This window comes from Fictibacillus sp. Mic-4, assembly GCF_049843615.1.
Taxonomy (GTDB): Bacteria; Bacillota; Bacilli; order Bacillales; family Fictibacillaceae; genus Fictibacillus_A; species Fictibacillus_A gelatini.
This window is the reverse complement of sequence record NZ_JBBHZM010000010.1, coordinates 16,907-31,094: the sequence shown is the minus strand read 5'-3', so window position 1 is coordinate 31,094 and position 14,188 is coordinate 16,907. Positions and strand designations below refer to the sequence as shown.

10 protein-coding genes and 1 other annotated feature are annotated in these 14,188 nt (G+C 41.2%); of the genes, 9 read left to right on the top strand and 1 reads right to left on the bottom strand.

The features are described from left to right. Positions 1 to 32: 32 nt before the first annotated feature. On the top strand, positions 33 to 1,781 hold the full coding sequence (gene ggt / locus WD019_RS08945) for a gamma-glutamyltransferase (RefSeq protein WP_425711254.1): 1,749 nt from the start codon (positions 33 to 35) through the stop codon (positions 1,779 to 1,781). 39 nt (positions 1,782 to 1,820) lie between these two features. Here the strand turns inward: ggt and WD019_RS08940 are convergent, their stop codons facing one another. Then, a complete protein-coding gene (locus WD019_RS08940; RefSeq protein WP_026677667.1) occupies positions 1,821 to 2,417 on the bottom strand; it encodes a DedA family protein in 597 nt (198 codons plus the stop codon). Positions 2,418 to 2,544: 127 nt separating this feature from the next. Beyond that, positions 2,545 to 2,766: a binding site (T-box leader), on the top strand. A gap of 38 nt (positions 2,767 to 2,804) precedes the next feature. On the opposite strand from WD019_RS08940, the gene argS reads away from it, so the two are divergent. From argS to WD019_RS08900, 8 genes are all read left to right on the top strand, one after another. Then, positions 2,805 to 4,490, top strand: coding sequence for an arginine--tRNA ligase (argS, locus tag WD019_RS08935; protein WP_425711253.1), 1,686 nt, complete (start codon positions 2,805 to 2,807; stop codon positions 4,488 to 4,490). 498 nt (positions 4,491 to 4,988) lie between these two features. Continuing rightward, positions 4,989 to 6,353, top strand: coding sequence for a nucleobase:cation symporter-2 family protein (locus WD019_RS08930; RefSeq protein ID WP_425711252.1), 1,365 nt, complete (start codon positions 4,989 to 4,991; stop codon positions 6,351 to 6,353). A gap of 225 nt (positions 6,354 to 6,578) precedes the next feature. After that, positions 6,579 to 8,915, top strand: coding sequence for an RNA polymerase recycling motor HelD (gene helD / locus WD019_RS08925; RefSeq protein ID WP_425711251.1), 2,337 nt, complete (start codon positions 6,579 to 6,581; stop codon positions 8,913 to 8,915). A 49-nt stretch (positions 8,916 to 8,964) separates the two neighbouring features. Beyond that, positions 8,965 to 10,218: an alanyl-tRNA editing protein gene (locus tag WD019_RS08920; RefSeq protein WP_425711299.1), complete on the top strand. Its 1,254-nt coding sequence runs from the start codon at positions 8,965 to 8,967 to the stop codon at positions 10,216 to 10,218. An 84-nt stretch (positions 10,219 to 10,302) separates the two neighbouring features. Further along, positions 10,303 to 11,598: an aminotransferase class I/II-fold pyridoxal phosphate-dependent enzyme gene (locus WD019_RS08915; protein ID WP_425711298.1), complete on the top strand. Its 1,296-nt coding sequence runs from the start codon at positions 10,303 to 10,305 to the stop codon at positions 11,596 to 11,598. A gap of 154 nt (positions 11,599 to 11,752) precedes the next feature. Continuing rightward, entirely contained in the window at positions 11,753 to 12,097 is a 345-nt protein-coding gene (locus tag WD019_RS08910) for a YojF family protein (RefSeq protein WP_425711250.1), read from the top strand. 22 nt (positions 12,098 to 12,119) lie between these two features. Further along, positions 12,120 to 12,776, top strand: a complete 657-nt coding sequence (gene bshB2 / locus WD019_RS08905) for a bacillithiol biosynthesis deacetylase BshB2 (RefSeq protein ID WP_425711249.1) — start codon at positions 12,120 to 12,122, stop codon at positions 12,774 to 12,776. Between the two features lie 178 nt (positions 12,777 to 12,954). After that, positions 12,955 to 14,154 carry a trans-sulfuration enzyme family protein gene (locus WD019_RS08900; protein ID WP_425711248.1) on the top strand — a complete coding sequence of 400 codons (1,200 nt, stop codon included), beginning with the start codon at positions 12,955 to 12,957 and terminating at the stop codon, positions 14,152 to 14,154. Positions 14,155 to 14,188: the final 34 nt, after the last annotated feature.

Below are 14,188 nucleotides of genomic sequence, written 5' to 3'. Positions count from 1 at the left end.
TACTATAACGTATTTTAAAAAGGAGGGATTTCATGTATAAAAGGTTTCTTCAATTTTTTGTCATCCTCTTAACAACTATTTTGATAGTTAATTATTCGCCTACTAGCATTCAAGCGAAGGAAAAAAGAAACATCACTGACTCCCAGGTAGCCGTCGGCACGAAAGGAATGGTCGTAACCTCCCATCCACTCGCTTCCAAAGTTGGTGCTGAAGTATTGAAAAAAGGCGGAAATGCAGTCGATGCCGCCATCGCCATTCAGTTTGCTTTAAATGTAAACGAACCGATGATGTCCGGGATTGGTGGCGGCGGATTTATGATGGTTTATGAAGCCAAAAATCATAAAATAACGATTATTGACAGCCGCGAAAAAGCTCCGCTCGGGGCAAAGCCTGACATGTTTCTCGATAAAAATGGAAAGGTTATCCCATTTCCCGTCCGATCGACTGACGGAAAAGCTGTTGGCGTTCCTGGAACGCTGAAAGGATTAGTCAAAGCCCATGAAAAATGGGGCACTGTTCCATTTAAAAAACTTATAGACCCATCCATCCGAATGGCTGAAAAAGGAGTAAAAGTGAACTGGGTGTTGGCAGATGCGATCAAAGAAAATGAGGACAAGCTTTCCAAAACAGCTGCAAAAGAGATTTTTCTGCCAAACGGAAAGCCATTAAAAGAAGGGGATGTGCTCGTCCAAAAAGACCTTGCCAAAACCTTCAAGCTTATCCGAAAAAATGGCCAACACGCATTTTATAATGGTGAGATCGCAAAGGCCATTTCCTCTGTTGTCCAAAAAAATAATGGCAGCATGACAAAGAAAGACTTAAAAAATTATGATGTCACCATTGATCAACCGATTAAAGGAACATATCGCGGGTACGAAATCGCTTCGATGCCGCCGCCAAGTTCAGGAGGAGTTACGCTTCTTCAGATTCTTAGCATCCTTGAAGGATATGATTTGAATCAGTACGGTGTCCGATCTCCGGAAAAGTACCATTTATTGACTGAAGCAATGCACCTTGCATATGCCGATAGGGGGGCTTATGTCGGAGATCCGAAATTTGTCGATGTCCCGACAAAAGGAATGCTGAATCCAGACTATATTAATGAGCGAAGAAGCCAAATTCAATTCGAAAAAGCAAACAGCGACATTAAACCCGGCGATCCATGGAAGTTCCAGGAAGGAAACGGCGGCCAACCAATCGTCAAACAGCCGGATGACAAAAAAATTGGCCAAACTACTCATTTTACCGTAGCTGACAAATGGGGAAATCTAGTTTCTTATACGACGACGATTGAACAAGAGTTTGGAACGGGTATTATGGTTCCTGGCTATGGATTCCTTTTAAATAATGAACTGACGGACTTTGACGCGGTTCCAGGTGGGGCAAATGAAGTTCAACCGAATAAACGGCCGATGAGCAGCATGAGCCCGACGATCATTTTTAAGGATGGAAAACCGGTGATGACAGTTGGCTCACCGGGAGGAAGCACGATTATCGCATCGGTTGTCCAAACCATCATCAATTCTATTGATTATCATATGAACTTAAAAGATGCAATTGAGGAACCGAGAATTTTCAGCCCTTCCTATCCGACCATAAACTGGGAGGAAGGAATACCGCAAGCAGCCCGGAACCGGCTGGAAGAATGGGGACATAAATGGAACAGCAAGCCTCAGCCTATTGGAAATGTTCAAAGTATGCAAATTTTCCGCAAACCTGATTTTTATCTAGGGGCAGCCGACTCTACGAGACAAGGAAAGGCAATAGGATTATTCCGTTAAAGTATAAGAATGAAGGCTGCTAAGAAGCAGCCTTCATTCTTATCTGTAAGTTTTCTTCGTTTTAACAATGATGAAATAGATAATCGCGATGAACAAAATCAAGAGAATTCCGTCGATGGCAAAGCGATGGACGTATTCGTCGACAATCATCCATCTTTTTCCTAATTCTCTGCCAAGTGTCACAAAAGTAACGCACCATATCATAATTCCTGCATAGGCGAGAGTGACATATTTCTTAAATGACATCGATGAAATTCCCGCCAGATAAGCCGTAATATGCCGGATACCCGGAATAAAATAACCGAACACAATTAACAACGTTCCGTATTTTTGAAATAAGCCCTGGGTTTTTAATAGCTTGTCCTCGGTAATTCGCAGTTTTGGCCCGAATTTTGTAATTAAAGGCAATCCGAACCTCCTCCCGATCCAGTAGCTAATTGTAATCCCTGTTAATGCACCAATCGACGAAATAAAAATGGTTAAAAAATACGACATCATATTCTTATAAACGAGATAGCCAGCAAAAGTCATTAACGCTTCGTCAGGTATGGGAAGTCCAAGAATACCTAATGCAAGCGCAAGGAATATTCCGATATATTCGAATTGCTGGATAAAATGCAATATATTTTGTTCCATGAACACACCAACTTCTATAGTTGTCAAAAAAATGAGAGAACTTTCTCAAAAACCTATTGATTCTTAACGTACCTTTCTCTATCATAGTAATAAGATGCTGCTATTTCAATGAAAAATAAAATTAAAATCAATATCGATGAAAAAGAGAGTAGCTTTTTGGATTTGTTTTTAGCGAATCGGGGAAGGTGGAAGCCCGGTACAAGCCTTAAAGTGAAACGGACTTTTGAGATGCTTGCTTGAACATTATAGTAGTAGAGCATGCCGGGACATCCCGTTATCATATGTAAGCCGGTTTCAAATATTGGAACAACAAGAGTGGTACCGCGGGTAAATTCATCTCGTCTCTTTCTGAGGCGGGATTTTTTTAGGTTAAGGAGGAAAATATTAATGTATAAGGAAAAATTTGAAAACGCACTATCAACTGTTATTGGAGAGTCGATCAATGAAAAAGACATCCTAAATATGATAGAAAAACCGAAAAATCAAGAGCTCGGCGATTTTGCATTTCCTTGCTTTCCGTTGGCGAAAACTATGAAAAAGTCTCCGCAGGCCATTGCAAGTCACATTGCCGGTCAAATCAACGATCCGCTTTTTGAAAAAGTGGAAGCGGCAGGCGGGTATGTGAACGTATTTCTGAATAAACAATTGGTCATGACTGAGACGATCCAGGAGGTATTGCGCAAAGAAAACGCATTTGGAAACCAAACCTTCGGCGAAGGGCAAACGATTACAATCGATCTTTCCTCGCCGAACATCGCGAAGCCATTTTCAATGGGGCATTTACGTTCTACCGTCATCGGCAACGCCATCTCCAACATTTCTAAAAAATGCGGATATCAAGTAGTCGGCATTAACCATCTAGGAGACTGGGGAACGCAATTCGGGAAATTGATGGTCGCCTATAAAAAATGGGGAGACGAGGAAACGGTAAAAGCGAACCCGATTAAAGAATTAACGAAGCTCTATGTAAGGTTCCATGAAGAAATGGAATTAAATCCATCGTTAGTGGATGAAGGAAGAGAGTGGTTTAAAAAATTAGAAAACAAAGATGAAGAAGCAACTGCATTATGGAAGTGGTTCCGCGAAGAATCGTTGAAGGAATTCTCTAAAACGTATGATCTTCTTGGAATTTCATTTGATTCGTATAATGGCGAAGCTTTTTATAACGACAAAATGGAACCCGTCGTCGAAGAGCTAATGGCGAAAAATCTATTGGAGGAATCAGATGGAGCGTTAGTTGTTCGGTTAGAGGAGGAGAATTTGCCTCCGTGTTTAATTAAAAAATCGGATGGAACGACACTGTACGCGACACGTGATTTAGCGGCAGCCATTTACCGAAAGAACCATTATCAATTTGCAAAATCACTATATGTTGTCGGTAGAGAGCAGTCGCTCCACTTTGCGCAGCTGAAAGCCGTTTTGCAAAAAATGGGTTATGAATGGGCAAAAAATATTGAGCATATTCCTTTTGGCATGATTCTTAAAAACGGCAAGAAAATGTCAACGCGTAAAGGGAAGATTGTTTTATTGGATGAAGTGTTAAAAGAGGCGATCCGTTTAGCAGAAAAAAATATCGAAGAAAAGAATCCATCCCTTGCGAATAAGGAGGCGACTGCCCATCAAGTTGGTGTCGGAGCTGTCATTTTCCATGATTTGAAAAATGAACGAATCAATGATGTCGAGTTTTCGTTGGAACATATGTTGAAATTTGAAGGGGAAACAGGCCCTTATCTTCAATATACACATGCAAGGGCGTGCACGTTGCTGAAAAAAGGAGAGTTTTCAAAGCCGGAAACCGGATTAACCATCCAGGATGAGGCCGGATGGCCGATCGTGACTTTAATACGCGAATTTCCGGATGTAATTCAAAAAGCGTTCGAACAATTCAACCCTTCATTGATCGCCAAACATTTAATCAACCTTGCCCAGAGCTTTAACAAATATTATGGAACGGTAAGAATTTTGGAAAATAACTCATTAAAAGAAGAGCGACTGGCTCTCGTATATGCAACGACAGTCGTGCTCCAAGAAGGATTAAGGCTACTAGGCATCAACGCGCCTGAAGAAATGTAACTAAAAAGATTTCAATAATAAAATTATGTAAACTAAAATATAAATTTCCGAACAAAATTGCCATTGCAACTTTGTTCGGAAAAATATAAAAAACTTTCGTGTGAATGTTGAGAATTTTGCTAAAATACATTATAATAATTCCATCATGCTTCAGTATTGCATTTTAGTCAAAATAGTACGGATATTCATAATGGAATGTTTTTTTAAATAAATATTGAAACAACGTTTTGTAATAAGCAACGTTATGGGAAGGGGGAAACTTCTGTTGGATTAAAGTTTTTTTAATCAAGGCATCATTTTTATTTTATAAAAATTAGTTTCAGTTTTTTTAATTATTTTTAGAAACGGAGTTTTGTGATAAGCAACACTAAAAAAACGATTTAAAATTACACAGAAATATAAGGGCAAGATCTCATCTTAGTTTAAGTGCAATACTGGTGATAGGTTACGAATGTTGTTGCGACTTATGTTTTGGGTTCAATCAATTTTAGGAGGCTAATGATGAAAACAAATAATACGAACAATGTAACCGCTGTCTTTGATGAAAAACTGGCTCTACCAAAATTGCTGCCGCTGGGGCTTCAACACCTTCTGACAATGGTAGGATCATTTATGGTTCCAGTCATAGTAGGTAGTGCTATCGGACTTGATTCAAAAAGCCTTGCCTATTTAGTTTCTGCCATTTTTCTTACGAGTGGATTGGCTATCTTAATTCAAGTAATTGGAATCGGAAAAGGAGTTGGCTCAAAACTTCCGTTAGTGATGGGGTCATCTTTCATTACGCTTGGTCCGATGATCGTTATCGGAAAACAGTATGGTTTGCCTGCGCTTTTCGGTTCGGTAATCGGATCCGGAATATTTATTTTAATTTTATCATTTTTCCTTAATAAGATTCTCGTATTTTTTCCAAAAGTCGTCACAGGATCATTTATTACGATAATGGGTATAACACTTGCTCCTGTGGCGTTTAAAGACTTTGCAGACGGAGAGGGTTCTCCGAATTATGGTTCATCTACTAATCTGTTAATCGGAACAATTGTTTTAGCATTAGTTATCTTGCTTCATAAGTTCTGTAAGGGGTTTTTAAAAACAATGTCTATCCTTATTGGAGTAATGGTAGGAACAATTTTGTCATTCGTTACTGGAATGATCAACTTCAGTCCGGTTTTTGAAGCAAAATGGTTGCAGGTTGTCTCTCCGTTCCATTTTGGGATGCCAGAGTTTAATGTAAGCGCCATTATGACAATGTCGATATTCTGTTTAATTAATTTAATTCAATGTGTCGGTGCGTATTCGGTGTTAGATGAAGTATGCGGAACGGCCACATCAGACAAAACGGCCATTAATGGATTAAGGGGCCAGGCAGTCGGTCAAATCATATCGGGGATATTTAACTCTGTACCTCATGCATATTTAAATGAAAACATTGGTGTAATGTCACTAAGCGGAGTAAAAAGCCGGTTCGTTCCTATAACTACTGGATGTATACTTATCGTTTTGAGTTTTCTGCCGAAATTTTCGGCTATGATCACGATCATCCCTGCTTGTGTTCGCGGGGGAGCAATGCTTGCCATATTTGGAATGGTTATTTCTGCAGGAATATCCATTCTTTCAAAGGTGAACTATTCAGGAAACCATAACACTTTAATTGTAGGGACAAGCATCGCAGTAGGAGTAGGGTCTAATTTTCAACCAGAAGTATTTAAACAAATGCCGTGGATCGTAAAAATATTATTTGAAAATGGAATGTTCTCAGCATGTCTTGTTGCCGTACTGTTAAATATATGTTTGAATTTTCATACTTTTTCAGGAGCCTTCTTCAGTCAATCAAGGAAGAACCAACTAGAAACCGAAGCCTCCTAGGTTGGTGTCACCTATTAAAATGGTTTTAAAAAAAGAAAGCGATTTCGCATCACTGAAATCGCCTTCTTTTTTTATGTATTGAAATTTACAGAAAGCTATGATAAGATAACGGATAGTCATCGTTTTTTTAAAGATAAAAATCATATTTACCCAATTAATACTATAACACAAACTTTTGCCTGAGTCAACTGTTATAATCATTTTTTTTTAAAAGGGAGAGATGTTATGAGTAAGGCTGGACAGGAATGGAAAAAAGAACAACAAAGAGTCGATCTTGTAACTGATAAAATTGATAAAGAGATTCAACTATTAGACCGTGATGTTTCGGATGTGAAATCTACTATCGTAACCATTCGCAAAAATTTCTGGAACGATGTGACCGTCAATTTCGATAATCCAACGGAAACATTAGAAACTTACACAAGCATTAAACAACAAACGGAAATGCTTGCAGAACGGGAGCGCAGATTCGGCCATGCAAATGATCAACTTAAGCTATTGAAGCGGCTGAAGCAATCTCCGTATTTCGGGCGTATTGATTTTAAAGAGGAGAATGAGTCGCGCGAAGAACAAATCTATCTTGGCATCGGTTCGTTTTATGACGAAGCTACTGAACAGTTCCTTATCTACGATTGGCGTGCCCCGATCTCAAGCCTTTATTATGATTACTCCGTCGGGCAAGTAGAATATGAAACACCTGGCGGCCATGTTACAGGGACGATGAACCTAAAACGTCAATTTATCATTAAGAGCGGCCAAATTGAAAGCATGTTTGATACGAGTGTAACGATCGGTGATGAATTATTGCAAGAAGTTCTAGGAAAACATTCTGATTCAAGTATGAAAAACATTGTCGCCACTATTCAAAAAGAGCAAAACCAAATCATACGGAATGAAAAAAGCCGCCTTTTGATCGTTCAGGGCGCGGCGGGAAGCGGCAAAACTTCGGCGGCGCTGCAGCGGGTTGCCTACTTGTTATACCGGTATCGCGACACGATTACAGCTGATAATATTGTTCTATTTTCACCGAACGAAATGTTCAACAGTTATGTATCAACTGTTCTTCCTGAGCTTGGAGAGGAGAACATGCAGCAAACCACTTTTCAAGAGTATTTACGCTTTCGGGTTGGGAAAACCTTTCAACTGGAGGATCCTTTCACTCAAATGGAATATACGCTCACTCCTTTAAACGAACCTGACTATATGGTTCGGCTTGAAGGGATAAAATATAAAGCGTCACTTGACTTTATGCATGTTATTGACCGATATATCGAGGCTCTCCAAAAAGAAAAAATGATCTTTAAAGACATTACGTTTCGGGACCGGATTCTTATTCCGGCAGCATCGATTCAGGAAAAATTTTACGAACTCGATTTAAAGCTACCTATACCCAATCGGCTGGAAATCGTTACAAAACAGCTGTTGAAAGAGCTAACAGAACTCGCGCGGCATGAAAGGAAAATGCCCTGGGTAGAAGAGGAAATACAGCTTCTTGAAAGGGAAGATTACTTGGAAGCCTTTCAGAAACTGCAAAGCAAGAAACAGTATACGGAAAATTCGTTCGATGATTTTGAACGTGAACAAAACTTTCTTGCCAAAATGGTTGTCGGGCGGGCTTTTAAACGGTTGCGCTCGAGTGTGAAAAAACTCGGATTTGTTGATATTCCTTCCATCTATAAACAACTGTTCACGATGGGTAAAACCTTCCTTTGCGATTACATCCCTGAGTATTGGGAGGAAATTTGCTTACAAACGATCAGAAATTTAAATCGTAGCCAGCTAAGTTATGAGGATGCGACACCATATTTGTACTTAAAAGAGAAAATTGAAGGCTTTCATACGAACAACTCCGTTCGCCACGTTTTCATTGACGAAGCGCAGGACTACTCTCCATTCCAATTCGCATTTATTAAACATCTCTTTCCGAGAAGCAAGATGACTGTTCTTGGCGATGTCAATCAGTCTATACATGCCCATTCAAATGGCGGAGGGTTTGCTGCTTTAGTAGAATTGTTCGGAAAAGAGCAGACGGAAACAATTGTATTGAACCGGAGCTATCGCTCAACGAAGCCGATCGTGGAGTTCACGCGAAGAATGATCGATGGTGGGCAACGGATCGATCCATTTAATAGGGAAGGAAGCAAACCGACCGTAGCGAAAGCAGAAAATGCGAAAGACTTAACGGAAAAGATAAGAAAACGGATTGCTGAGTTGAAAGAAGCGGGACACCAAACAATTGCGATCATTTGCAAAACCGCCTCCGAAAGTAAGGAAGCCTTCGCTTCATTAAAGGGTGAGGCATCGTTGCGTTTAATTAGCAAAGAGACGACCTCTTTTGAAACCGGTACGGTTGTCGTTCCAGCTTATCTTGCAAAAGGCGTTGAATTCGATGCCGTCATCATTTACAATGCCACAAAAGGACAATATGGAAAAGAAAGTGAGAGAAAGCTATTTTATACAGCGTGTACGAGGGCCATGCATGAATTGCATATTTTTTTCACTGGTGAATTGACCCCGTTCATTTCCGGAATTTCTCCAGAAACGTATGTTTTTGAACGTTAATGAGGGTCGATCTGTCCGTCTCTTTGTCTTTCTATTTTTTTAATATAAAATAGAAGAGACTAACTTATATCAGGAGATTAAAATGACGGAAAAACTATTTTATAAAGATGCCTATTTGAAAACATTCACTTCATCTGTTATTGAACAAGATGTAGATGAAAACGGACATCGCTATGTTGTTTTAGAAAAGACCGCATTTTATCCGACCGGTGGCGGGCAACCGTGTGACATAGGAGCTATTAACGGCGTCCGGGTCAACAATGTTGAAGAAATCGATGGGGAAATCCGCCACTACGTAGAAAACAAGATCGAGCCACTAAATGAAATCATTGGCGAAATAGACTGGGAGAGAAGGTTTGACCATATGCAGCAACATGCCGGTCAACATCTACTTTCTGCCGCTTTTGATGAATTATTCGGGATGAAGACGATCGCGTTTCACCTCGGTAAGGAATTCGTCACCATTGATTTGGACGTTCATGAACTGTTGCCTGAGACGTCTTTCGAAGCCGAAATGCTCGCGAATAAAATCGTCTTTGAAAACCGTTCGATTAACACCCGCTGGATTGACAGGAAGGAGATTGCTAAATTCCCGTTAAGAAAGCCCCCTTCAGTTAATGATAACATCCGGCTTGTCATCATTGACGACTTCGACTATAACGCTTGCGGGGGAACGCATCCAAAACAAACGGGTGAGGTTGGTCCCGTCAAAATTATTAAATGGGAACGCCATAAACAGCATACCCGACTATATTTTGTTTGCGGGATGCGGGCAGTAAATGTCATGCATGAAAAGCAAATGATTTTGCATGAGGCGTGCAAGGTGCTTACGTGTGGTGAACAAGATGTAGTGTCCCAACTCCATCGGTTGCTAGGTACGAATAATGAACTAGAGAAATCGCTGAAAGAAGCGACGACGCAGCTTATGCGATTTGAAGCTGAAAAATTAATCGAACAAAGTCTTTCTCGAAATCATATAAAGTTCATAACCTCTTCTTTTGGTGGAAGGGAAATGAAGGAGCTTCAGACGCTAGCCAACCAAATTGTTGAATTAGACGATTCGGCACTCGTCCTTTTTGTTACAACAACCGGAGAGCGAATGCAATTGATTGGCGCCCGCGGGAAAAATGTTAAAATTAATATGAACGAAATCGTGAAGCAGGCCCTCAATAAAATTGAAGGCAAAGGCGGCGGAAGCATGAAAATTGCTCAAGGTGGCGGAAAAGCGTTACTCTCAAATAAGGAAATGCTTCAATACCTTTTGGAGTTAGCCGAGGGAAAAATAATTTCAATTTCGAAGTAAAATTTAAAAAATAGCGTACATTTACCAGCCATTTTTGGTATGATAGATTACAAAAATAATTCGAGAGGAATGGAGAAACCAACGATGCAAACACTCGCCAAAAAGTTGAATGAAACAATTGAGCAAGAAAATCCCCATGTTTATGCAATGCTTTCGGATTTAGGGAAAAAAATCTATTTTCCGAAAGAAGGGATTTTAAGCCAGTCGGCTGAAGCGAAAGCGAAAGCGACAAAATATAACGCAACGATCGGCATCGCCCTTGAAAATAACGAGCCGATGCACTTAAAAGTGTTTCAAGATACGTTGTCTTCTTATTCGCCAAAAGACATTTATGAATATGCCCCGCCGGCAGGAAAGCCCGGGTTGAGAACGGCATGGCGCAAAAAAATGATCGAGGAAAATCCTTCGCTTGAAGGCAAGAAGTTTGGCACTCCAATTGCAACGAATGCCCTTACCCACGGGCTTAGCGTGGTCGCTGACCTTTTTGCGGATAGCGGTGATAGCCTCATCATCCCGGATAAAAACTGGGAAAACTATGAACTGACATTCGGCATTCGCAGAGGGGCCAACATTGTTGAATACCCTCTCTATAACGAAGAAAACAAATTTAATGCTGAAGGTCTCCGTCAGGCCATTTTAGCGCAAAAAGATAAAGGGAAAGCGATTGTTATATTGAATTTCCCGAACAATCCAACAGGGTATACGCCAGGTGTGGAGGAGGGAAGGCAAATCGTTTCCGCTATTAAAGATGGAGCCGAGGCAGGAATTAACATTGTCGCGGTAACAGATGATGCCTATTTTAGCCTTTTCTTTGAAGATACGCTTCACGAATCCCTTTTTGGCGCTTTAAGTGACTTGCACCCTCGCGTATTGGCCATAAAAGTGGACGGTGCAACAAAGGAAGAGTATATTTGGGGATTTCGCGTCGGCTTCATTACATTTGCCGGACAAAGCGATGCATTATTAAATGCATTGGAACAGAAAGCGACAGGGATGATCCGTGCGACGATCTCAAGCGGTCCGCATCCTTCACAAACGTTCGTCTTGCGTGCGCTGCAGTCGCCTGAATTCAATGATCAAAAACAAGAAAAGTTCAACATTATGAAGGGAAGGGCAAACGCCGTCAAGCGCTTGCTCGACAGCGGTAAATTTGATGATGCATGGGACTATTATCCTTTTAATTCAGGCTATTTCATGTGCCTCAAGTTAAAGACGGTCGATGCCGAGTCACTCAGGGTTCATTTGCTTGAAAAGTACGGAGTAGGAACGATTGCCCTTGGCGAAACGGATCTACGTGTCGCCTTCTCCTGCATCGAAGAAGAAGACATTGAGGAATTGTTTAACACCATTTACCTTGGAGTTAAGGACATTGAAAAATAAACATAGAAAAAGATTGCCCGGGAGGCAATCTTTTTCTAATTATCCGGGATACTATTACGTGTGAGCATTCCTAACGATTTGTAAGTGACTTAAGTGGTATAATGAACAATGAAGTAAATAAAGAAGTACATAAGCGAATAAAGGGGGTTCTTACATGAAGCCAATTGTAAAACAAGAAGTGCAGGACGTACTTGACAAATTGGTCAATAAAAATCTTTATATACATCTTGAAACGACAAATGGTGCGTATGCGTCTTTCCACAATGAAAAGAATTTAACCGTCGGGGCATATATTCGAAACAGTGTCGTTCGGTTTTCAAGAGGCAGCATTGTCGGCAATGGTCCGTACCGCGTCGGGCTGAAAATGGAACATGGCTGGATTTACGCAGAAGGATTGACCGATTGGGAACTGGATGAACAGAATAGATTGCTGCTTGCTGGCCATGACGGAGAAGGAAGGCTAACAGTTGCCTTGCAATTAAGTGACCAACCATTTTAAGCGAATGAAGGAGGAAATGAATATGGAACGCCACGTATTAGTCGTATTGCCGCACCCGGATGACGAAGCGTTTGGTTCAGCTGGAACGATTGCTCAATTCACCCAAAAAGGGGTTCCTGTCACCTATGCGTGCGCAACCCTGGGTGAAATGGGCAGAAATATGGGGAAGCCGTTTTTTGCTAACCGTGAAACGCTGCCTGCGATCCGAAAAAAAGAATTAGAAGAAGCATGCAAAATATTAGGAATAAAAGATTTACGCCGTTTAGGCTTTCGCGATAAAACGTTAGAATTTGAAGATGTGGAAGTCGTTGCTGACAGCATTTTTGAAATTATACAGGAGCTTAACCCTTCATTGATTATTACTCATTACCCCGGCCACGGTGTGCATCCTGATCATGATGCTTGTGGGCTCGCAACAATCACGGCGGTCGGACGTCTGCCGGAGAATGAAAGACCGACATTATATTGCCATGCGATTACGAAAAACCGGCTGACAGCGCTCGGTAATCCGGACGTCGTCAATGATGTCAGTGATGTTGTTGATATCAAAATCGCAGCGATTAAAGCCCATCGTTCGCAAACAGAAGGAATGATTTCAAGCTGGGAGAATGGAACACCTCAGGAACCCGATATTATGAAATGGGTTTCTCAAGAAATGTTTTGGCATTATAAATGGTAATCCGTTTATCAACTTTGAGAAAAAGCAAGGTCATTCCGCTTTTTCTCTTTTCAAAATTGAGAATGAAGTAGATGTTATCCCCCGAAATCAACTGTTTTTCCGTTGGCATGTTTTTTGCAATTGGTATGAAACTAGAAATTTCATGCGAATTGCAGAGATGAATAGGGGGATTTTTTTTATGAATACAACTGTAAAACGGAAATGGAATATGGACACAACGATCATCCATGCAGCTCAAGAGCCTTGCCGGAATACAAGGGCCGTCGCCTCGCCGATCGTGCCGGCTGTCGCTTATGCTTTTGGAAGCACGGACGAAGCGTGCGCTGTTGTTTCCGGTGAAGATCAAGGTGTATATTACGGCCGCTATGGAAATCCGACAACGAAAACGGTTGAGGAGAAAGTAGCGCTACTGGAAAATGGCGAAGCAGCGCTTGGGGTATCGAGCGGTATGGCGGCTATTTCAACGGCTTTGCTTGCCTTTTTAAAAAACGGTGATCATGCTCTCGTTACAAAAGATGTATATGGCGGAACGCATAAATTCACAACATCACTTGCGCCCCGGTTCGGTATTTCGATTGATTTTGTCGATTGTACGGATCTTGCGAAAGTGGAAAGAGCGATTCAGCCGAACACAAAAGTATTATATATTGAAACGCCGTCCAATCCGTGCCTGACGGTGTTGGACATTCAAGCCTTGTCTGATCTGGCCCATCGCTATCAGTTAACGGTAATTGTAGACAATACGTTCATGTCGCCGTACTTGCAAAAGCCGCTGGATTTCGGCGCCGATGTTGTCGTTCATAGCGCGACAAAATATTTAAACGGCCATGGAGACGTCCTTGCAGGCTTTATCGTCGGTAAATTTGATGATATTGAATTCATGAGAAAACATGTCATGGGAGATTTAGGCCAGCATTTAAATGCGTGGGATTCGTTTCTAATCCTTCGCGGTTTGAAAACGCTGGGGCTTCGTGTCCGCCAGCATTGCCGGAGCGCTTTAAAAGTCGCACAGTTCCTTGAAAACCATCCGGCGATTGAACACGTTTATTATCCGGGCTTACCATCTCATCCGCAACATGATCTCGCGAAACGGCAAATGAAAGATTTTGGTGGAATTGTATCGTTTATCGTTAAAGGCGGATATGAAGCGGCATGTACAGTTATTAATTCATTGCAGCTTGCGATGATCTCTTTTAGCCTTGGTGACCCGGAAACGCTTGTGCAGCATCCTGCATCTATGACCCATTCGTCTATCCCTGAAGAAGAGCGCGTGCATTTTGGAATTTGCGGCGGATTGATTCGCCTGTCTACCGGATTGGAAGATACGGAGGATATTATTGACGATTTACGAATGTCTTTATCTGCGTTAGACTTTTAATAATGAGTCATTTTTAAAAGGGTAACGGCAGGTG